The sequence below is a fragment of the Mesobacillus jeotgali genome (genome assembly GCF_900166585.1).
In the GTDB taxonomy this organism is placed as follows: Bacteria; Bacillota; Bacilli; order Bacillales; family Cytobacillaceae; genus Mesobacillus; species Mesobacillus jeotgali_A.
The window spans coordinates 858,995-880,376 of record NZ_FVZC01000009.1 but is presented as its reverse complement, the minus strand read 5'-3'; the positions used below and the strand labels follow the sequence as shown (position 1 = coordinate 880,376).

Below are 21,382 nucleotides of genomic sequence, written 5' to 3'. Positions count from 1 at the left end.
CTCCTAGTTCTGCTAAATGATCAAACTGTCAGTTGATTTCTTTTTTCCTCAACAAGCGGCATTACCTGCTTAGCGAATCGTTCCATTTCTTCCAGTTGGGGTGAGAACTGCAGAAGAAGCAATCCCAAGCCAGCTTCTTCATACTTTAAGATCCGCTCTGCAATTTGCTCAGGAGTTCCAACCAGGTTCGGGCGTAAACCCCTGTTTGAAACTGAATAATCCTGCAGCTGGATTTGCTGTTCAAGCTGGGACTTGCTCGTGAAATCCTTAAAGCCTGCATACGCGCTGGATTCTTTCACTGTTGTGATTCGCTCCAGTTCTGCTAAGGCTTCTTCTTCCGTGTCACGGCAAATTACATAAGCAGCCATTCCGAACTCCGATAGTTCAGGATTTGTTGTGGCAGCCCTGCGGTTTTTCATATCCGATATTTTGGTGTCAATCTCTTCTACCGTGCCTCCATGCATAACATAGGCATCACATTTCTCCACAATGGTTTGTTTTCCTTTAGGACTTTCACCGCCAGCATATAAAATCGGATTAGGACGCTGAACTGGTTTAGGGAACAGTTTTGTATCCTTCAGCTGATAGAACTTCCCCTCATATGAGAAGCTTTCTCTACTCCATAGCCCCTTTAGTACATCGATAAACTCCGTAGTCCGGTCATATCGCTCATCATGTTCGGTAAAAATACCGCCATACTGGCGAGCTTCTTCCTCCCACCATGCTGAGACAACATTCAGGGTAAAACGCCCATTGCTGATTTGGTCGATGTTTGCTGCCATTTTTGCCGTTATCGCAGGATTATGGAATCCAGGTCTTACTGCAGCCATAATTTCAATTCTTTCCGTTACTGAAGCCAGAGCAGCAGCCGTTGTCCATGCTTCAAGGGAATCTTGTTCAGGCCCTTTTATATCATTCAAATATAGTTCTGCAATTAAAGTAGTCGAGTATCCCCACTTTTCTGCTGATTGAATCACTTTTTTTGCATAATCAAAAGTTGGTGGCATTTCTTCATTTTCAACATTTCTTAACCATCCGCCGAAAATCGGCAGCCAAAATCCGTATTTCATCCTGATCTCTCCTCTGCTCCATTAAACTTACTTTTCCAACCTGTTAAGTTGGTTTTTTTAAAAAAACATAGAGACTTATGAAAAAGCCTCTTAAAAAAAGCTCCCTTCATAAAGAAGAGAGCCACTGAATACTCTCTCCTCATCTTTCAGACCATCAGTCCGCAGGAATTAGCACAGTATTCATTCAGAACCTGTTGCCGAGGTTTCGCAGGGCCTTTCCCTCCACCTCTCTTGATAAGAAGACATTTAGTATTAAATTTTAGTTTGATAAAGTGATAATATTCTAAATTCAGCCAAAAGTCAATTCGTTCTACGAAATAATTTTATATTCCTACCGGAAACCCCATCAAAAACTTATTTACCCGCTGTGCTGCCTCTTCCAATCTTTCCGGTGGCTGCACCATAGCTATCCTGACATAGCCTTCTCCTTGCTGTCCAAAGGCATCTCCTGGAACAACCACAATCCCTTCCTCTTCAATCAACTTGAAGGCAAAATCACGAGACTTCCAGCCAGCCGGGATTTTAGCCCAGACAAACATTGTTGCCGGAGAATTGGCCACTTCCCAGCCGCTATTCCGGAAGCCTGCCACCAGCGCATCCCGCCTTGCTTGATACTCCCTCAGCTGATCCTCAAGGAAAGAAAAATCAGAAGTAAGTGCAGCAATCGCTGCTTTTTGAATCGGATAAAAAACTCCATAATCAATATGTGATTTAAAGGAAGCCAGTAAGTTTATAACCTCCGCATTTCCAGCCACATAGCCAATTCTGCAGCCAGCCATATTGAAAGTTTTTGACAGTGAATTAAACTCGATGCCTACCTCTTTAGCCCCCGGTACAGACAGGAAACTGATTTGTGGATTTCCGTCAAAGATCAACTCAGAATACGCGAAATCATGCACGACAAGAATATTATGTACCCTGGCAAATTCAACAACTTCTCCAAAAAAGGTGCTGTCAGCCAATGCCGTAACAGGATTTCCTGGATAGCTTAATATCATCATTTTTGTTTTTTGCAGTACCTCTTCAGGGATCTCATTTAGCCTTGGCAGAAATTTATTTTCCTCCAAAAGAGGCATTGGATATATCTCCCCGCCTGCTATGGTAACGCTGGCTTCATAGATTGGATACCCCGGGTCTGGAACCAGCACATAGTCACCTGGATCCACTATAGCGGTTGCGAGATGCGCAAGTCCATCCTGTGACCCCATTAATTGCAGCACTTCCGTTTTGTCATCCAGTTCGACCGAATAACGCTGTTTGTAAAAATAAGCAACAGCTTCATTGAACTCATCAATTCCCTTTAATGTGTATCCGTACTTACTTGGGTCCAATGAATATTTCGCTAGTGTTTCCATCACAAATGCCGGGGGCTTGAAATCTGGACTCCCAATGCTAAGGTCAATAACATCTTTGCCATTCCTCAGTGCCGCCTGCTTCCGGTCTACCACTTCCTGAAAAATGCTGGAAGTCATTTTTCTGATCTTTTCTGATCCGTAAATATTCATGGACACTCCCCTTTACATTTATATTGTTCAAATTTTTAAAATATAAATTCGATTATAACAGTGTAGCTTTTTCAGTTCTAGTAAAAAAATAAAAAAGTGAGCTGCTAAAGCAGCCCACCTTTATCTCGTGCGTGTAATGATTTTATCTATGACCCCATACTCCAACGCCTCCTGGGCACTCATAAAGTAATCACGGTCTGTGTCTTTTTCAATTTTTTCAACTGGCTGACCAGTGCGTTCTGAGATCAGGTGATTTATATGTTCACGAAGCTTCAGGATTCTTTTAGCGGAAATTTCTATCTCCGTCGCCTGGCCTCTGGCACCGCCAAGCGGCTGATGAATCATGATTTCACTGTTTGGCAATGCAAACCTTTTCCCCTTTGTGCCGGCAAGCAGCAGCATGGCTCCAAAAGATGCGGCCATTCCAATACAGATTGTGCTGATATCGGGTTTGATGTACTCCATCGTATCAAATATCGCGAAACCCGCTGTGGTTGAACCTCCAGGACTATTAATATAGATGGAGATATCCTTTTCAGGATTATCCGCTTCAAGAAAAAGAAGCTGAGCAATAACACTGTTTGCCACCTGATCATTGATTTCATCTCCAAGCATAATGATGCGGTCTTTTAACAGACGGGAATAGATATCGTAGGAACGCTCGCCCCGGTTGGATTGTTCAATGACATAAGGAATTGTACTCATATCGGTCCTCCCTTTCCTGCCTTAAGCAGCCATATTCAAAGTAGAGAGCGGCGAACAGGAGTGCAGGGACATTTCCGGTGAACATGGAGCAAGTACCGGGATATCCTGGATATGTTCAAGCAGTACAGTCGGATCCTCAGATTGAAGCGATTCGGCAAGCAACTCTGACAGCAGCTGTTCTTCTTCCTCGTTGAGTTCCTGATTCACTTCACGAAGGCTTCCTTCCCTTTCGAGTCTTTTCCTGGCACGATGGAGTGCTGCTTTAATAGCCACTTCCGTAGAGTCCAGCAAATCGGCAATCTCCTTTGATTGAAATCGGAACGCTTCCTTCAGGATAAAAATCACTGCTTGCTTCGGCGTCAATTTGGACATAACCAACTCGACAGTATCCCTTACGCTCTCCTGATTGAATGAGGCAAGATTCTCTGGTATCCCCTTTATCTCCCGGCTTTGCTTCCTGATTGTATCTACCCATTGATGATAAGCCATTTTTTTCAATAAAGCAGAGCTTATTTGCGACGGCGCATAATGGCGAATTGCCTTCACCGTTACTTCCTGGACCAGGTCGTCGGCATCCCAGCTGCTCTTGGTAAGAAAACGGCAATACTGCTGCAGACTTTTATAGTGGATCATGATCCCCGTATCCTCTGCTCTATTCAAACTCCTGAGTTTATCGATCGACATCCTGTTCACTCCTTTGAACCTCTCTGCACCTTAAACGGGTAAGGGAGAGGAAAAGATACGGCCTCGGTAAAAACCTTTTATTTATTTTAGTTCAGGTAAATCATAATTTATTCAACTAATTAAAAGTTGTGCATTTGGAAGAGATGGATATTCCTGTCTGACTTATTATTGACAGCTTTCTTGCGTTTTCCTCCAGACCTGTCAAAAAACAGGGCTGAGACTAATAGCATTTAGCCTTAAGAGTATTTCTGGTCAACCACACTGAACTACTCACATATGGTTCAATCACCTTTATTGCTCATTTGCTTTTCCCAGTTCATCTTGAATTCAGGATTCGCATCTGGACTAACGTATTGGTTGATCAACTGATTCACTTTTTCCTCCGATACAAGGTTGTAGGTCGATAGCTTTACTTTTTCATTGGATATTGTTTTTATAGCGAGATATTTCAAGGAACTACCTCCCCATCTAATATCTCTAATCTCAATGATTGGTATACTATTCTTTCTTCCTTATAACATTCCGGATTCAATAGTTAATAAAGTTTTTCCAGACCGGATTACAATAATGAGCTTTAATAAAATGGTACCACAAAAGATTAATCCGGCGATTCCGATGATGCCGATTAAAAAGCCTCTTACGATACCTGAATCAGGAGCGACTACTAAAAGGACAAACCCAGATAATAATGTACCAAATAGAGCAGAAGTGAGCATACATCCTGCACCAGGGGTTGTATAAACAACTTCCACCTTATTTCCTGTTACTTTTATATTATGTTCATCCATACTAAGGTTCCTTTCACATCAATATATTAGAAAAGCTTACAGAGCTAAACACTTTAGCCTGTAAGCTTTTATGATTTATGCACCTTTATTGCTCATACGCTTTTTCCAGTTTTCCTGGAATTCCAGGGATGCATAAGGAACTACGTATTCGGTTATCACTCTATTCACTTTCTCTTCATTCACAAGGTTATAAGATGACATCTTGACTGTTTTATTGTTTGTTGTCTTTATCATAAGATATTTCAACGAACTTCCAGCCCATCTCATGTCTTTAATTTCACTTATCCGCACAGCTTTTTTCTTTCCTTTAAAATACCCATCCTGAACTATAAATACTGCCTTCCCGCTCAGCAATGCTCCGACAACCTTTAACATTACTGTACCGAAAAACAGTAATCCAATACCACCAATAATAATCCCGATAAAAGCCCTGACGAACCCTGAAGTAGGAACTATGTAAAATAAAATAAAGAGGGATGCTAAGAACATGATTCCACCTGCAGTCAATAGACAGCCCGCTCCCCCGCTTGTATAAACCACTTCGACTCGATCATCGTAAACTTTTATATTATTTTCTTGAATCTCATTCTCCATATGGCACCTTTTCTAATGACTCTATGACATTTTCTTTGATTAATTGAATAACTTTTGAACTAGTACACTGATTGATAGTAAAGACATCCTCATATTTTTCAATGACCCAGTTATTCTTGCTCTCATTTGTAAATAACACGACATTCTTTGCAACTGGCTCCTTTTGTTCCGTGAACTCCATGAATAACAGAGTATTTAACAATCCATTAGTTGATTTAAGAGTTTCATAAAATCCCTGTTTTTCCCCTTGCAGCGCAGGAAGTTCAAAAAGCTTTTGGTTATCCTCCAGTGAGTCAAGCATCTGTTCAAATTCCGCCTGGCTTAGTTCAAATCCACTGTTTCTACTGTGGTCACTTATTCGGTAAAATGATGAAATAACCTCTGCCGCTGCTTCTGCAGAAACTTTTTCAAAAACATGGACCTGCTCATCGAAATGCAGAGAATGCTGAAGAACCGTCTTTCCGTTGAAATGGAAGGAGACAGACTCTTCTCCGCCATTCTGACCATGACGGGAAGCTTTAATTGACTGCTCTGAGTAATTGAGCATAGAGATGACCTCTGATAGCTCTTCCACTAACATGAATTTATGATTTTCGTATACTAAAAGACTTTTAGAAAGAAGTGAACGTGTTGTAATTTGAAGCAAAAGATCCATTTTCTCATCGTTAAGATCCCCAAAATAAACCTGCTTCAATGCGTTTCCATGTTCAAAATAACCTTCATTGTAAAAACAATAAATTAGTTCCTCGATAGAAAGTGAAATTTTATTCATATTCCCCTCCTAACCTCCGAATCCAAGGATTGATTTTGCTCCGCCTAATAAATTCGAAGCGTGTTCTTTTACATCATTAAAGCCATCCTTCACCTTGCTCACACCAGAAACTATAGCCTCTGTTCCTTTATGAATTCCATCTTTAAAATGCAAAGCTGCTGTATCAACAAATGCCGGGGTTTTCTCTGTAAGCTTGTCGCCGACCCAGCTTCCCACAAAACCGCCGATCGAAGCGCCAACAACAGTTCCTACAGGACCGAACACACTGCCGACAACTCCGCCTGCTACAGCCCCTGCTACAGACGTCGCGGATACAACCGTTGTTTTATATACTGCCCTGCCTACCACTTTCGCGTTTTCTTCCTTCAGCTTCTCGCCGCTATAGAGATTATAGTTTTCAGTAATTTTTATCCCCGCACCAATTGTCTCTGCTCCCGCTGTAATTAATACGGCCAGGGCTGCATTTGATTTCCCGAGCCTCAACCCGTTTTTCAAAACACTTCCCGCATTATTTTTCACTGCATTGAACATTGTCCCGCCTTTAGCATCAGCTAGCAATCTTTGAACACTATTGCTCAGGCCAGCGATGTCCTTAGGAAAATAGTTGGCTGTCCGCTTATATATTAATTCGGACAATGTCTTTTGGCTAAAGGCCCTTGTAGGGCTAACCATCAACCTGGCAAGCATATTTAATTTCGAACTTTCGATTTTATGAATAATGCTGGCGACAGGCAATCTCATCTTTCCCAGTAAAACATCATCCACTACCTGGAACTTGCGCAATACGCCATCAATATCCGCGAACCTAAAGCCAAGCAAGTGCATGAGTCCTGCGCCTGCAGCATATTGTGCACCATGCAGGAAATCCACCCATCTGCCATAGGTGTTATTGTACGTTTCATATAAATCACTCGCAAAACGACCATCAATCTGTTTCCTTGCTGCTTCGATCGCCTTATTAAGTGCATCTGCCTGGCGATTCACCCGGTTTTCGGAATTTCCGTAACGATCGGCTGATTGAATGGTAAAGGATTTTAGCTGCTTCATATGCATTTCGATTCTGTCAGAGGAAGCAGAGGCACGCCGAAATTGGCCGCTTATTCCATTGCGTCCAAGTATTCGTGGGTCAACGCTGCTTCCTACTCCTGCAACCTTATGCTGAATGCTTTCAAGTCGACCGATAGTATGACTCAAGCTTGAAACGGAGTTATTAACTGTATTGATGTTAAATACAATTTTTGAAGACAAGGAGCTTCACTTCCTGTTTAAAATTTACAAACTGCACCAAGGGATTGGTGAAGTTTTCCATACTTTTCATTATAGTTGAGAATGTTTATTAATTAAATACATTTACCTGAATATAGGTTTAAAGGATTATTTACCCAATTTACAAACAAGGTCTTTTTACCCAATCTTACCGTGAGATAAACTTGGTTTTTTTACAAAAGTCCAGTTCACAAGGAAAATGCCTGTAAAAATTAATGCTCCGCCTGCGTACACATACCATTCGACAACTTCATCAAGCAGCATCCAGCCTGTAAGCACCCCAAAAAACGGAGCAAGGAATAGAAAGGCACTTGTTTTGCCAGGGTCTCCTTCATTGAGAAGATAAAACCAGATTGCAAACTGTACAATCGACGCCATGATCGCAAGCCATAAAATAATCGATATTGATACCATATTAATCGTCAGACGCGGAGTTTCCATCGTCAAGCCCATCACTAAAAGGATGGTCCCGCCAAAAAGCATTTGATAAGCGGTCAACACCCAGACATTAAATCGGCTTCCCCATTGTTTGATAAGAATCGTCCCTATCGACCAGGATATAGCTGCCCCCAGTCCTAAAAGTGTCCCAGTTGTCAGCTGCATATGAAAACCAAGAGTAATGAAAACACCGAGAAATCCGACGACTGCACCAATCCATTGCTGAAGCCTGTACCGAATCCCAAGGAATACTGTCCCCATCACCACAACCAGCAAGGGATTTGTAAAAGTTAAAATCGAGGATTCGCCAGCGGTGATCGTTCGTAAGCTAAGGAAAATACACCCCATAACGCCTGCCGTCTGCATCAATCCAATGGTAAAGATTCTTGCCCAATCAGAAAATTTTGCAGGTAAAGGCTTTCGCTTTACTATGATGGCCATAAGGACCCCCGCAATGGTGAACCTTAAACCAACCAAGAGTAATGGAGAGACATATAGCAAACCAATTTTACCTACCGTAAAAGAAGAACCCATAAGAAAAGTAGTCACCATAACAAGCACAACAAATAAAACTGGATGAATCCTGCTTTCAGGCAAATAAATCCCTCCTAACAATTCCTACTATATTCTTGCTCCTTTAAGCGGATTCCTGCAAGATTCTTAACTTATCAGCCTTCTAATGTATTCAAAGGAAGCATATAAATAATCAATTTGCTCTTAAAGGAGAAGATGATTAATGAAAAAGTTCATTTTACCTGCTTTGCCTTTTTATCAACAGGTTCTCCCTCCATTCAGAGCGGAAACGGGAATGGATCCTGCCCTTTTACCTGTCTATGCTGCAGAAACCCCTCAAGCGCCGCCTTATATGCTTTATCGGAATATCAGCCGATATCCTCGTTATCCATCATATAACCAGATGAGACATGTACTTCTTCCCCAAAACATTATATTGAATAAGAGGAGTGATACCTAAATGGGATGGGATGGGTCACGTGAGGACATCAATATCTATTCACAGGGTGAGGTCGATAAATGGGTCTATTCCACCTGCAATCTTTGCTCCAATGGCTGCGGATGCTATATTGCTGTCAAAAACAATAAAATTGTCGGGATAAAGGGAAATAAGGATTATCCTGTGAATCGCGGCAGACTGGGACCTAAAGGTGAAAATCAGTGGTGGGCAAATAATAGTATTGATCGATTAACAACCCCGCTAATCCGGAACAAGCAAGGTTTATTAGTGCAGGCATCCTGGGAAGATGCCTATTCCCTGCTTGCCGAGAAAGTCCAGGAACAGCTAAAAGAGAATGGCCCGAAAAGCATCGGATTTTATCACACAGGGCAAGCCTTCCTTGAAGAGTATTATACAATCGCAAAAATCATGCGGGCAGGAATCCGGACGCACAATGTCGATGCCAACACCCGACTTTGCACTGCCACAGCAGAATGGTCCTTAATCCAGAGTTTTGGTTCAGATGGACCGCCAGCCTGTATGGAAGATATAGACCAGGCAGAAGTGATTGTTTTCATTGGCCGCAATTCAAATGAAACCAACACAGTATTATGGGAGAGGACCTTGCAGGCAAGGCGTCGAAATGGCACAAAAATAATTGAAATCGATCCGCGACTGGACCTAAGCTCCAGGATGGGAGATATGAGTATAAGACCTAAGCCGGGGACTAATGTGGCTTTTCTGAATGGTCTCATCCATTTACTCATCAGGAACGGTTGGGTTGATGAAAATTATATTACCCGCCATACAGTTGGCTATGAAGAACTCAAGAATACCGTTCATCATTATACTCCCGAAAACGTTGCGAGGATTACTGAAGTTCCAGCTGAAACATTAATCAAATGCGCTGAATTAATTGGTACTTCCAAAAAGGTTTTGACAATTTTGCTTCAAGGTGTCTATCAAAGTATGGATGCGACCCCAGCTTCTTCCCTGGTCAATTCCATGCACCTTATCATGGGAAAAATCGGCAAACCCGGTTGCGGTCCCTTTCAGCACGCTGGCCAGCCAAGTGCCATGTCAAACCGTGAGACGGGAGGCTCGGGATTTTATCCAGGTTATCGGAACAGCGATAATCCTCGCCACCTCGAGGAAATTGCTGATTTATGGAATGTTCCGGCTGAAACCCTCCCTGTCGGTTCTGAAACCCATGTCATGCAAATGCTCGATTTAATTGAAGAAGGAACGATCAAGTTATTCTGGGTGATGTTCACAAACCCTGTCGTTTCTCTTCCAAATAGAAGCAGGTTTATCCAGCTTTTGAAAAAAGTCTTTTTAGTTGTACAGGATCCTTTTTTAAGTGAAACAGCTGAATTCGCTGATCTTGTACTGCCTACTGCCATGTGGGGTGAAAAAGAAGGGACGATGACCAACCTTGAACGGCGGGTGAATGTATTGAGAAAAGCGGTTGAACCTCCGTTCGCGCTTCCTTCGGATTTTGATATTCTGCTTGAATTTTCAAGGAGAATGGGCTTCAAAGATCAAGATGGCAAACCGTTGATCCAATACAGGACACAAGAAGAAGCATTTAATGAATGGCGGCTTGTTTCAAAAGGCCGGCCTTGCGATATGTCAGGAATGACCTACGAAAAAATGGAACAGCTGGGGGGAATCCAATGGCCGTGCAATGAAAAGTTTCCTTATGGAAAAGAAAGACTCTATACAGATGGGGTTTTTAATACTCAACTGGATTATGCTGAATCGTACGGCCGGAATATGCTGACAGGCAGAGGCAGGACCAGGGAGGAATTCAGAGGAATTGGCGCGGAGGGGAAAGCCATTCTTTATGGTGTCGACTGGGCTCCTATGCCTGAACTGCCAGATGAAGAATTTCCTTTTTACTTGAACACTGGCCGGCTTGTTTTTCACTGGCACACAAGGACGAAAACCGGCCGTGCTCCCCTTTTACAGATGAATGCTCCAGAAGGATATGTAGAAATCCACCCTGATGATGCCGCAAAATTTGAAATACTTCCTGGTGATATAGTGAAAATCTCCACTAGGAGAAATGAGATTTTCGTGCCAGCCCGGGTAACGGATACAATCCTCCCGGGATCTGTTTTTATCCCCTTTCATTTTGGCGGTATTAATGAGCAACAGGCTGCCAACGAACTAACACTCGATACGTGGGACCAGGTTTCTAAGCAGCCACATTTTAAAAACGGTGCCTGTAAAATTGAAAGGATCTTACAGGGAGGGACTTCCCTATGAACCAGTTAATCGAGTTTGCCTATAAAGTTGCCGATAAAATGTTAAAAGAGATTGATAAATATGAGAAAACGCACTCTTACCACGCGTATATCGTCAGATTAAAAATCCTTGTTATCGAACTGTTGCAACAATTATATTTGGCATCAAGATCGTATGACGATGTGGAAAGACTTAGGGAACACCTTTCTATCATTTATAGAAATGCGGATATGGTCGCGGAGATGAACACAATGCTTAAACGCACCTCAGAACAAAACTATGATCTGGATGTTAAAAGTCTGCAGGAAACCCTAACTCTGCTTGTCCCTTATGTCGTCCAGAAGTATGGGAAATTTACTGCACTATATATTGTGACACCGGGCTTCCAGCAGAAATCTCAAGTATGGAGCTAAGAGAGAAATGTTTTAATTTCTCTCTTTTCCGCCCCTATAGGCCAAAATTTGTGTCTTTAGAGAAGCATACGCCCCCACTGCCGCATTACCATAGAAAAAACCCATGAAGATACCCGCCCACAAATTATGAGGATGGGCTATGAATACAGAAATAATCAATCCTATAAGATTGGCAATGCCAGGTACAAAAACCCTGGGAATCGGCAGTAATACTTTCAGAATTTGAGTTGCCAGTATGACAACTGGAATGGCAATGATAGCATCCCAAAAATTTGTATGTATGATTGGAAAAGCCTCCATTGATTTGCACCTCTTTCTTAGTCTAGTTCTGCAGGAGATTATATGTCTTTGTATTTGTCTATAAAAAGTTTGCCTTCACTATTAATCACAGCATAATATACATCTTCAATTTGAAGATTTCGTTTCTTGCATTCACCCTTTATCCAGTCCATATTAAAGGGCTCTTCGGCATTTTTCTCAATAATCGTGCCATCTATTATTAGTTCTATAGGCAGTGACTGTCTTACCAATGGAAAATTCAAATCCTTCCGTGTTGGATTCTGGTAAGGACTTTTTTTAATTATAGATAAATTCCCGCTTACTTCCAGCATGGCATAATCTACTTCTGACAAGTTGAAAACATGAATTTCCCGCAGCCGCTGTGTTAAATCATCAATAGAAAACTTGACTTTTTTCATGTTCTCTTCCATGATTCTCCCTTTCTCTATCAATATTGTCGGCTGTCCTGCTATCACACCCCGTATTTTCCTGCTTCTGTATGCCAGTATCAGAAAGATATAATACATGACAACCAAAGTGATAAAGGAAAGGAGCATTTCACTGAATTTCAAACGCATATTAAAACCCATATTGGCAATTAAGGACCCCATTGTAATCGTTAGGGCAAAATTATAATGATTTTTATGGGAATTTACATGCTTACCAAATTCGTACGTAAAGCCTATCAGCAGCAAAAAGCTAATAGCCGTTCGGATAACCGATCCAAGCATTCCATCCATCTATAACCATTCCTTTTATCGGGGTAATAGAATTACTCTTCCTATCTTTTCCTGTACATGAAAACTTATTAGAGAGCTATCATACATAGGAAGAATGGGGTAGATCGCTAACATCTACCTTATTCTTTCGCTTACCATTCCATCATTTATCGATATCACTCTGGCAGCCAAATTGACAAACAACCCGTTTTCCACAACACCCGGAATCATATTCAGCTTTTGCTCTAACACAGCAGGTGACTCAATTGATTTGAACTCACAATCCAGAATATAATTTCCATTATCCGTTATAACTGGTGTCCCGTCTTTTAAACGTAATTTAGGTTTGCATCCTAGTCCTATTATTTTTCTAGTTGTCATTTGAAATCCAAACTGGACAATCTCGACGGGTAGCGGAAATGTCCCCAGCTTGACCGAATTCTTCGAAGAGTCGGCAACAACAATAAAAGTTGATGCAGCATTGGCAATGATTTTCTCTCTTAACAATGCTCCGCCGCCTCCTTTGATCAAATTCAAGTCCGCATCCACTTCATCTGCTCCATCAATCGCAATGTCTATTGATTCCACTTCATTGAAATCAGTAAGAGTGATCCCCTCTTCTCGTGCCAGCGCAGCTGTTTGTTCGGAAGTCGGAATGCCTTTGATATTCATCCCGGCCCTGACTAATTCACCAAGTTTTTTTATGGTATAATAAACAGTTGAACCCGTTCCGAGCCCTACCACCATCCCATTTTTTACATACTCGACTGCTTTCTCGCCAACCAATCGTTTTTCATTCATCCTCTACACCTCTAAAAAGTAAGATATTCCTTAAGTTTCCCCTTATAAAAGAAAAAACTCGCAGTTATGCGAGTTGGTACAGATCAGAGATTCAATTCCACCTAAAAATTCACCGGTCATTTATGTAAATTTTAATCCGGATGTTTTACTCCTTCACCACTACAGCAACAATATCAGCAAAAGGAATAACAACAGCACATCCATCGGCAGTCACCATCCGGACCTCCTTCCTGATTGGGTCCAGATAATGGACTTGGCCTGTTTCTTCATATGTAAATCCATCTTCCCACTTTGAAATCTTCACTGTATATGTATATTCCATGGCGTAGCAAATCCTGTTTTCAAGCTCTTGGATTTCGTATTCATCCAACAGCGGTCTGGGCTTCCGTAATTCTTCTCGATCCAGCTCAAGCAGTAATGCTCGATGTTCTGGCATAAAGTGTGCCGGCATAAACTTCAGTTTTCCTCTGTCTCTTATTCTCATGCTGACCATCCTTTCGGGATTCTTAAAGTTATTATATCCCGAACAAACGTTCGTAAACTACATTAATTTCTTTTTTTCATAAAAAAAACTGGCTAAAGCCAGTCTATGCAATCACTTCATGATATTTAAAATAGGTTGAGAGCTTCGAATCGACATGATTCTTCCACCCTTCCAATGGCACGTTCAAATTCTTCAATATTTTATAGGCGTTAACCCAGGCGCTCATTTCTGCAGTAATCCTGTAAGACCAGTCATTCAGCCACTTTTCATAATCGAGTTCACCATTAACGAAATCAATTAAATGGCCTATTTCGTGTGCAAATGCATATACATTATCCAATGTTGTCGATAAAGGAATCGTTATGGACATGTTGGGATTAAAATTGATTTTTTTCGTCGAGTCATAGATCACCTTGCAATTCAACTTCTCCGCCTCTTCTACTAAACGTAAAAAAGTTCCATACGTAACCATACTTTTTCCCCTTTTATCTTATAGTTTTTCTCTCTATTATATCGGTATTTTTTAAAAAATATACACATATTCTTAATATTCTGTCATCAAGGAAATGAATCTTCTCATATAGGACAGCTTTTGCCAGCATACCATGATAAAAGGCAACCTTTATTGGAGGATGATTAAGTGTGAAAATACATGTCGTTAATTCGGGGGATACTCTGTGGAGAATTGCACAGGATTATCAAACAACGATCAGCCAAATTATTTTGGCTAATGAAGTCGATGACCCAAATGTATTAGTGGTTGGCCAATCTCTTGTGATACCGGAAAATAACCGGGAATATGTGGTCCAGCAGGGTGACAGCTTATGGGCGATTGCCTCCCGTTACGGAGTTTCTCTGCAGGACCTTGCAAGCCGCAATAATATCACAGACCCATCGTTGATTTTTGTTGGGCAGATGCTTCAGATACCCTATTTTTCTTATACCATCCAGCCTGGTGAAACACTATGGGAAATCGCAAGGAAATATGGCGTAACAGTTTCCCGGATATCAGAGATAAACAATATTTCTAATCCATCACTTGTATATCCAGGAAATGTGATAAGAATCCCAGCATCGGCAAAACCAGTAATTGAAGTCAATGCTTATATAACCCGCATGAATGAACAAGGACGTCAATCCATTTTAAAGCATGGCCCACTTTTTACCTATCTAGCTCCTTTTTCATATAAGGTAAGCGAAGAGGGTGAACTGCTAGAATTGCAGGATACGATTGTCCTTCAGGGCGCCAAAAGGACTAACACTTCCCCGCTGCTGACCATTACAAACGAAGCGGATGGCTCCTTCAACTCCGACAGAGCAGCAGCGATTCTGCGGAATTCAGCTGTCCAGGACACCCTTTTAACCAATGTCCTCGCTAAAATGAGGAATAAGGGTTACACCGGACTTAATATCGATTTTGAATATGTGTATCCTGAAGACCGGGAAAACTACAATAACTTCCTTCGTAAAGCGGCATCCAGAATGCATTCTCAAGGCTATACTCTTTCGACTGCCCTAGCTCCAAAACAAAGAGGCGACCAGGAAGGCCTGCTGTATGAAGCCCATGATTATAAAGCGCATGGGCAAATTACAGATTTCGTGATCATCATGACGTATGAATGGGGCTGGTCAGGCGGAAGACCATGGGCGATCGCCCCGATCAGTGAAGTAAGGAAAGTGTTAGATTATGCTGTAACAGCCATTCCCCGTGAAAAAATACTGATGGGAGTCCCTCTTTATGGCAGGGACTGGCGCATCCCATGGGTCCAGGGAACATACGCCCGGACAGTCACACCCAAAGGAGCAGTAGAGCTCGCCGCACAACAACGCGTCAATATCAAGTACAATGAAACTTATCAGTCCCCATTCTTCCGCTATACAGATGAAACCGGACAAGAGCATGAAGTCTGGTATGAAGATGCAAGAAGTGTTCAAGCCAAATACGATACAGTGAAAAAGTATGGTCTGAGAGGAGTAAGCTTCTGGGTGCTGGGGCCATCCTTCCCGCAGAATTGGCCAGTATTGCAGAATAACTTTAGGGTACGGAAGCTTTAAAATACAAAAGATCCTGTGATTACTGTAGTCGCAGGATCTTTATATGCCATCAAATATTGATCTAGCGAGGAGCCTGAGCAAATAGAAAACCAGCCGGAATGGAAGAAAAATCAATTCTGGAATATACAAAAGAACATCAAAAACAAAGTCCCAAAAGGTATAACTTCCCTCCCGCTCCTTTTTCCTTCTCCTATCGGCCCGCTTTTCAATGAACATTCAGGTTCCTCCTGTAAAACTATTTTTCATTGCATTTTTCGCAAATTATTTTACCTTGATACTGTATAAAGGCCTTGATTTCTGTCATGCCTTTCGTTTCAGGATACCTCATTTTAACGAAAATCTCTTCATTCGGTTGAATTTCTTTCTTGCAAACCGAGCAGTATGGCGTGATTTTGAACATGGCATTCACCTCCGTAATAAATACGGTTTATCAGCAAAAAAGTTTCACCGTTCCATCCAAGCCAGATCATTTTGTTCAACCGTTAAAAATATGCCACAGCCGTTAATAAAACATTACAAACGTTAATATATTTGTTTAACAGCCTATAAAATCCTGATATACAGAAGAATTATTAAAACCCTGACCAAATTGGACAGGGTTTCATCGTTTTAATATATATCCTGTCTAATAAAGACAGCAAACGAAACAAATAAAGCTGCCAAACCCCAAACCGCCAGCACGACGAGTGAAAAACCAAGGGTCATTCCTTCTATAGGGGGTGCCTGGCCGGACAGGTATCCTGTCAGATTCAAGTTAATCATGAACAAGTATTTTGCTGATTCCCAGGAAGAAACCATACTGCTGAGAATGGCTCCGGAAATCAATGCGGCGAGCATGACGCCCATTCCTGCTGGCGTGTTCCGGATCAGTACGGAAAGCATGAAAGTGATCGTCCCGACAATCAGCGCAACAAACCATACTAGACTGAATTCCATCAACAGATATTGCCACTGTGGTATCATTTGGACTGCATTCGTGTTCAGTTCATTCCCTTCGACACTGAACCCGGTAATCACAGGAGCCGACCACCCTTTGAATCCAAAAATCAGCCCCGATATTAAATAGGAGAGCAGTCCAAACAGAACGACGATGATCGAAACCGACAAAATCAGAGCGATGTATTTGCTCATCAGGATCTTCCAGCGCTTTACCGGCCTTGTCAGCAAGAGCTTTACGGTCCCTGCAGTTCGTTCAGCAGACACAATATCAGCTGCCACGACCATGATCATCAATGGCAGGAGAAGGTTGATCGAATGCTCGGCAAACACCCGTGCAAAGCTAGGCGCACCAGGCTCCATCGGATTGACATTGTTATCGAGGTAATATTGTTGCTGCTGGATTCTCAGCTGCAGCTCGCTTTTCCACTCATCAGATATCCCGCTGCTTGTAATCCTGTTTTGCGTGTCGATGATTTGCTGCTGCAGGGTCGTCCGCCAATCCACATCCCCAAACCGCTCAAGCCTTCTTTCAATTTCCCTGTATTGGGAATACGTAAAAAGCGCGACAAGCACGGCGATGATTCCTGCCACAATAAGGATTCTTTTTTTGCGGATGATTTTCAGCATTTCATTCCTGACAAGGTTAATCAATCGATTCACCTCCAGTCAACTCAAGGAAAAGGTCCTCAAGAGCTGGCAGTTTCCTATTCATAGCGTTCACCTGAACTCCTTTTCCCACCAGCATTTGGTTCCATTCAGCTGTTTCGTTTTCAATATAAGGTGTTATGAGCGTATTCTCAGGTCCATCCATGACCGTGGTTACTCCACTCAATACCTCTTTCGCCGTATTACGCGGTTGAACCTGCCAGATGACTTTTTCCTGCAAAGCCAAAAGGTTTTCTACATAATCGACTTTAATAACAGAACCTTTTGAGATAATCGCAACACGGTCACACATCAGCTGGATTTCGCTTAATAAATGGCTTGATACAAGAACAGTAAGTCCTTCTTCTTCCGCGAGATAACGGATAAAATTCCGCATCTCCCGGATCCCCATTGGATCGAGCCCGTTCGTTGGCTCATCCAGAATGAGCACCTTTGGCTTTCCGAGCAAGGCCTGTGCTATTCCCAAACGCTGCCTCATCCCGAGTGAATATGTTTTGACAGGATCATGAATCCGCCCCTCAAGACGTACAAGTTCAACGACGTAATCCATATGGGAACGGTCCACCTCAGGGATCATCCTCGCAAAATGCTCAAGATTCTCCCATCCTGTCAAATAGGAGTACAGTTCTGGATTTTCCACGATACAGCCCATCTGTGCCATCGCTTTCGTAAAATCCTTCCTCACATTATAGCCGCCAATTTCAATTGATCCCGAACTTGGCTTTATCAATCCAACGAGCATACGGATTGTCGTCGTTTTGCCAGCACCATTGGGCCCTAGAAATCCGAACACTTCTCCTTTTTTCAAATCAAAGTCGATTCCTTTGATGATTTCTTTTTTTCCAATTGTCTTCCTCAACCCTTTTACAGAGAGCGTGACTTCACTCATTCTTCTCCCCCCTTACCATGTAATCAAAGAAGCAACCCGTTCTGCAATAAGCCTGTAACCCTCTGCATTCGGATGGAATTTATCTGTGTATAGATAGTCGTTCACACTCAACTGGAACAAATCAAACGTCGGCACATAAACCGCTCTTTCCTTCTGGTCGAGCAGGGCATTCGTATCGTAATTCCAATCGCGGACGATTTTGGTTGTAAGCGCGGAGTCATTTAAATCAATGAATGGATTATATAGGCCAATATGAAAAATCGCCGCCGAGTCATTCAATGTCCTCAATTCTTTTATGAGAGATTCAAGATTCTTTAAATACCCTTCCTTTGCCTGGGAGATCTTCTTCTCATCCAAATCCAATGTTTGGCCGCTCTGGAACAGATCATTGCCGCCAATCGTAATCAGGATATAATCTGCATTTTGAATTTTCCTCCTGACTTCGCCCTGTTTCAGCTGTTCCAATAGTTGATTTGAACGGTAACCTTTGACTCCATAATTATGTACATAGATTTTTTCATCTGATTTATCCTCAAGCTCATCAATTAAATAGCCAATATACCCTTTCCCCGTATCATCCCCCGTACCACGGGTCAAAGAATCACCAAGCGCAACTACTACCTTGCCGTCCTTTTTCGAGGATTTATCCTCAACGGGCTTTGCCTTTTCAATAGCCCCCGTTGCTCCTTCGCTGAAAAATTGATTTTGGATGGTCCATCCGAGACCAAATAGCATCAATATTAAGGATACCACTGAAAAAATCAGTGTTAATCCAACCGATTTCTTTTTCAATTCTGATTACACCTCGTTCCACTAATTGGTAAGCTTTATTGTATAATAATTCTTTTGTTAATAAAAATGATAATACTGTGTCTGATGTGCTGGTTTTGTAAAAAGCAAAAAAGCGCGCAGCTTTTTATGCTGTACGCGCTTTTAGATGGCAAAGGCATGTTTTCCAATAGTTTTAACGACATCACGAGTGAAGATCCACTGACTTGTCGCTGTCTCCGGATTATAGAAGTAGAGATAATCCATATTATTGTCATTTTCAAGTGCATCTTCGACTGCTTTGACCGCTTCCTCATTTGCCGGTTTATTGATCGCGCCATTTTGGACCGGCTGGAAGGCGTTTCTTTGGTAAATCACTTCTTTAACCGTATCTGGAAACTGTTCATTCTCCACTCGGTTTAGTACAACTTCTGCTACAGCAACCTTGCCTTCATAAGGTTCACCTTTGGCTTCTGCATGGACGAGACGAGCAAGAAGCTTTACTTCTTCTTCCTTAATAAATCGTTTATCGGTAACTGAAGACTCTTTTGTATCAACATCCACTTTTTTCGTTTTGACAGTATCAGCCTGATTGGTTTTCGTGGATTCCGCATAAACTGTATATGATCCAATTACTAATGTTAGAAGCGAAACTAAAATAAGGATTTTTTTCATTGTAAACCTCCTGTTTGGTTTCTAAGACTGAACAGGCCCTATATTAGGCTAACAGGTTAACAATGATAATACACTAGTGAATCATTGGGCGAATCTTAAAGTTATCCCAAGAAGGGGAAAAAATGTAATGATTATTACGTGATAAGGATTTTTCGTAAATTTTGTTACATAAGCGATAAAAAAACAACTGTGAATCAAAACGTCACATTTACGTTAGAGAAATAATCCACTCAAATTCCTTAGTGTATGAAGTCTTGCGGTCAGAATAAACAAGTCCGAGTGATGATGTTCAACATAATCGTCAATAATTTGGAAACCCTTCCAAAACCGGTTTACCAGCAATAAGGTATATTTTCCATCCCACTCAAACATATTGATCCTCTGCAGTTCTTCAGCCAGCGATTGAAATTTGTATTCCTCCACCCATAGCTTAACCTGGTAGAGCTTATCAAAATCTAAAATCAATCCAGGTTTATCGTCATAACACTTCTGTACAAAATTCGTAAAACCCTTGATATTCTCTGCCAGCAAGTTTGCTTTTTGCATATCGATGTTCAAAAGCCCGCCTCCCTCCCACTTAGAATAAAATATGTCTTTGCGTAATTATTTAATACAATTCTAGGACTATAGTCTGTTTTAAAACTCTAGAAATATTATTATAATTATACAAGTTGTTGTATTTTTATATAATAGGAGGGAATTTCATGAAAAAACCTTTTTGGATGTCAATCCTGCTTGTATTTATTTTACTGATCTCGACAGCGGGGAGCGCATCTGCCTATTCTCCATCATTGGTACATAAGGATGGTGCTTTGGCTTATGAGCATACAAAATTTTTATCTGAAAAGATTGGCAGCCGTGTTTATGGTACAGAGGGAGAAATAAAAGCTAAAGAATATATCGCGGATCAATTTGAACGCATGGGCTACTCTTCTGATGAACAAGAATTTTCATTTACAAGAAGAGGAAAAACATACAATTCTGCTAACGTGATTGCATACAAAAAAGGTAAATCAGATAAACAAATCATTGTCGGTGCCCATTATGACTCCGTAGCTGCCGGAAACGGCACGGATGATAACGCTTCAGGTGTTGGTGTGATGCTGGAGGTCGCTGAGGTTCTGAAAAATGTTTCGACTCCTTACTCCATTGTTTTCATCGCATTTGGTGCTGAAGAAGGCGGTTTGAACGGATCCAATTTTTATGCAAAGCAAATGACTGCTGAAGAAATCAGCAATACAGTTGGAATGATCAACCTGGACAGCCTGGCTGTTGGCGACAAAATGTATGTCCATGGAAGTGCCGATGACGCAGGCTTCATCCGTGAACAGGCTCTGAATATCGCTGAAAAAAAGAAGCTAGATATCGGCATTAATCCTGGATTGAACGCAGATTATCCTGCTGGAACAACAGGAGATTGGAGCGACCATGCACCATTTAATGCTCTGGGTATCCCATTCGCTTACTTCGAATCAACCAACTGGGAAATTGGCGAATTGGACGGATATGAACAAACAGAAGAATATGGCGGTGTATGGCATACTAAAAACGACACACTGAATTTCATTGAGACCGCTTATCCTGGCCGTATTCAGGAGCGATTGAGCACTTATAGTCAAGTACTGACAGAAGTACTTAAGTTCTTCGAAAAAACAAGCACATCCAAGTAA

General features: G+C 41.7%; 25 protein-coding genes, 1 pseudogene and 1 riboswitch. Of the genes and pseudogenes, 5 read left to right on the top strand and 21 right to left on the bottom strand.

The window, feature by feature from the left end; genetic code table 11:
* Positions 1-20: 20 nt before the first annotated feature.
* The 9 genes and pseudogenes from B5X77_RS14455 to B5X77_RS14415 all read right to left on the bottom strand — a co-directional run bounded on the left by B5X77_RS14455 (position 21) and on the right by B5X77_RS14415 (position 8,404).
* The gene (locus B5X77_RS14455; RefSeq protein ID WP_079508679.1) at positions 21-1,070 is read right to left on the bottom strand and encodes an LLM class flavin-dependent oxidoreductase; all 1,050 of its coding nucleotides are present in this window, start codon (positions 1,068-1,070) and stop codon (positions 21-23) included.
* Positions 1,071-1,206: 136 nt separating this feature from the next.
* Positions 1,207-1,311, bottom strand: a riboswitch (SAM riboswitch).
* Positions 1,312-1,393: 82 nt separating this feature from the next.
* On the bottom strand, positions 1,394-2,575 hold the full coding sequence (locus tag B5X77_RS14450) for an LL-diaminopimelate aminotransferase (protein ID WP_079508678.1): 1,182 nt from the start codon (positions 2,573-2,575) through the stop codon (positions 1,394-1,396).
* Positions 2,576-2,695: 120 nt separating this feature from the next.
* Entirely contained in the window at positions 2,696-3,280 is a 585-nt protein-coding gene (gene clpP / locus B5X77_RS14445) for an ATP-dependent Clp endopeptidase proteolytic subunit ClpP (protein ID WP_079508677.1), read from the bottom strand.
* 21 nt (positions 3,281-3,301) lie between these two features.
* Entirely contained in the window at positions 3,302-3,964 is a 663-nt protein-coding gene (locus B5X77_RS14440) for a sigma-70 family RNA polymerase sigma factor (protein WP_079508676.1), read from the bottom strand.
* Between the two features lie 281 nt (positions 3,965-4,245).
* Positions 4,246-4,752 (bottom strand): annotated as a pseudogene (locus tag B5X77_RS23750) (DUF5381 family protein).
* A 75-nt stretch (positions 4,753-4,827) separates the two neighbouring features.
* On the bottom strand, positions 4,828-5,346 hold the full coding sequence (locus tag B5X77_RS14430) for a DUF5381 family protein (protein WP_079508674.1): 519 nt from the start codon (positions 5,344-5,346) through the stop codon (positions 4,828-4,830).
* A complete protein-coding gene (locus B5X77_RS14425) occupies positions 5,336-6,118 on the bottom strand; it encodes a hypothetical protein (protein ID WP_079508673.1) in 783 nt (260 codons plus the stop codon). The genes B5X77_RS14430 and B5X77_RS14425 overlap by 11 nt, the downstream gene beginning before the upstream one ends.
* A 9-nt stretch (positions 6,119-6,127) precedes the next feature.
* Positions 6,128-7,366 (bottom strand): glycine zipper domain-containing protein, encoded by a 1,239-nt coding sequence (locus B5X77_RS14420; RefSeq protein WP_079508672.1) that lies wholly within the window; start codon positions 7,364-7,366, stop codon positions 6,128-6,130.
* A 156-nt stretch (positions 7,367-7,522) separates the two neighbouring features.
* A complete protein-coding gene (locus tag B5X77_RS14415) occupies positions 7,523-8,404 on the bottom strand; it encodes a DMT family transporter (protein WP_079510244.1) in 882 nt (293 codons plus the stop codon).
* Positions 8,405-8,558: 154 nt separating this feature from the next.
* Here B5X77_RS14415 and B5X77_RS14410 point away from each other — a divergent pair, with 154 nt between their 5' ends.
* From B5X77_RS14410 to B5X77_RS14400, 3 genes are read left to right on the top strand one after another with little or no spacing between them, the layout of a single operon-like run.
* Positions 8,559-8,795 carry a hypothetical protein gene (locus B5X77_RS14410; RefSeq protein WP_079508671.1) on the top strand — a complete coding sequence of 79 codons (237 nt, stop codon included), beginning with the start codon at positions 8,559-8,561 and terminating at the stop codon, positions 8,793-8,795.
* Positions 8,796-11,045 (top strand): molybdopterin oxidoreductase family protein, encoded by a 2,250-nt coding sequence (locus tag B5X77_RS14405; RefSeq protein ID WP_079508670.1) that lies wholly within the window; start codon positions 8,796-8,798, stop codon positions 11,043-11,045. It begins immediately after the preceding gene.
* Positions 11,042-11,437: a hypothetical protein gene (locus B5X77_RS14400; RefSeq protein WP_079508669.1), complete on the top strand. Its 396-nt coding sequence runs from the start codon at positions 11,042-11,044 to the stop codon at positions 11,435-11,437. Before B5X77_RS14405 ends, B5X77_RS14400 begins: the two co-directional genes overlap by 4 nt.
* A 12-nt stretch (positions 11,438-11,449) precedes the next feature.
* Here the strand turns inward: B5X77_RS14400 and B5X77_RS14395 are convergent, their stop codons facing one another.
* The 5 genes from B5X77_RS14395 to B5X77_RS14375 form a co-directional block, all read right to left on the bottom strand.
* Positions 11,450-11,737 (bottom strand): hypothetical protein, encoded by a 288-nt coding sequence (locus B5X77_RS14395; protein ID WP_079508668.1) that lies wholly within the window; start codon positions 11,735-11,737, stop codon positions 11,450-11,452.
* Between the two features lie 38 nt (positions 11,738-11,775).
* Positions 11,776-12,456 (bottom strand): DUF421 domain-containing protein, encoded by a 681-nt coding sequence (locus tag B5X77_RS14390; protein WP_079508667.1) that lies wholly within the window; start codon positions 12,454-12,456, stop codon positions 11,776-11,778.
* A gap of 114 nt (positions 12,457-12,570) precedes the next feature.
* Positions 12,571-13,236 (bottom strand): ribose-5-phosphate isomerase RpiA, encoded by a 666-nt coding sequence (rpiA, locus tag B5X77_RS14385; protein WP_079508666.1) that lies wholly within the window; start codon positions 13,234-13,236, stop codon positions 12,571-12,573.
* A 145-nt stretch (positions 13,237-13,381) separates the two neighbouring features.
* Positions 13,382-13,720 carry a YolD-like family protein gene (locus B5X77_RS14380; RefSeq protein ID WP_176167327.1) on the bottom strand — a complete coding sequence of 113 codons (339 nt, stop codon included), beginning with the start codon at positions 13,718-13,720 and terminating at the stop codon, positions 13,382-13,384.
* A gap of 103 nt (positions 13,721-13,823) precedes the next feature.
* A complete protein-coding gene (locus B5X77_RS14375) occupies positions 13,824-14,192 on the bottom strand; it encodes a hypothetical protein (RefSeq protein ID WP_079508664.1) in 369 nt (122 codons plus the stop codon).
* Between the two features lie 170 nt (positions 14,193-14,362).
* Here B5X77_RS14375 and B5X77_RS14370 point away from each other — a divergent pair, with 170 nt between their 5' ends.
* Positions 14,363-15,775, top strand: coding sequence for a LysM peptidoglycan-binding domain-containing protein (locus tag B5X77_RS14370; protein ID WP_079508663.1), 1,413 nt, complete (start codon positions 14,363-14,365; stop codon positions 15,773-15,775).
* 39 nt (positions 15,776-15,814) lie between these two features.
* Here B5X77_RS14370 and B5X77_RS23355 read toward each other — a convergent pair whose 3' ends face one another.
* The 7 genes from B5X77_RS23355 to B5X77_RS14340 form a co-directional block, all read right to left on the bottom strand.
* On the bottom strand, positions 15,815-15,991 hold the full coding sequence (locus B5X77_RS23355) for a hypothetical protein (RefSeq protein WP_176167326.1): 177 nt from the start codon (positions 15,989-15,991) through the stop codon (positions 15,815-15,817).
* A gap of 19 nt (positions 15,992-16,010) precedes the next feature.
* Positions 16,011-16,175, bottom strand: a complete 165-nt coding sequence (locus B5X77_RS14365) for a Fe3+ hydroxamate ABC transporter substrate-binding protein (protein WP_079508662.1) — start codon at positions 16,173-16,175, stop codon at positions 16,011-16,013.
* 209 nt (positions 16,176-16,384) lie between these two features.
* Positions 16,385-17,365: an ABC transporter permease gene (locus B5X77_RS14360; protein WP_079508661.1), complete on the bottom strand. Its 981-nt coding sequence runs from the start codon at positions 17,363-17,365 to the stop codon at positions 16,385-16,387.
* Complete coding sequence (locus B5X77_RS14355) at positions 17,358-18,269, bottom strand: ABC transporter ATP-binding protein (protein WP_079508660.1); 912 nt, start codon at positions 18,267-18,269, stop codon at positions 17,358-17,360. Before B5X77_RS14355 ends, B5X77_RS14360 begins: the two co-directional genes overlap by 8 nt.
* Positions 18,270-18,281: 12 nt before the next feature.
* Positions 18,282-19,061: an SGNH/GDSL hydrolase family protein gene (locus B5X77_RS14350; protein ID WP_257391813.1), complete on the bottom strand. Its 780-nt coding sequence runs from the start codon at positions 19,059-19,061 to the stop codon at positions 18,282-18,284.
* 141 nt (positions 19,062-19,202) lie between these two features.
* The gene (locus tag B5X77_RS14345; protein ID WP_079508659.1) at positions 19,203-19,712 is read right to left on the bottom strand and encodes a cell wall hydrolase; all 510 of its coding nucleotides are present in this window, start codon (positions 19,710-19,712) and stop codon (positions 19,203-19,205) included.
* 213 nt (positions 19,713-19,925) lie between these two features.
* Entirely contained in the window at positions 19,926-20,270 is a 345-nt protein-coding gene (locus B5X77_RS14340) for a hypothetical protein (protein WP_139378361.1), read from the bottom strand.
* Positions 20,271-20,416: 146 nt separating this feature from the next.
* On the opposite strand from B5X77_RS14340, the gene B5X77_RS14335 reads away from it, so the two are divergent.
* Positions 20,417-21,382, top strand: a complete 966-nt coding sequence (locus B5X77_RS14335) for a M20/M25/M40 family metallo-hydrolase (protein ID WP_079508658.1) — start codon at positions 20,417-20,419, stop codon at positions 21,380-21,382.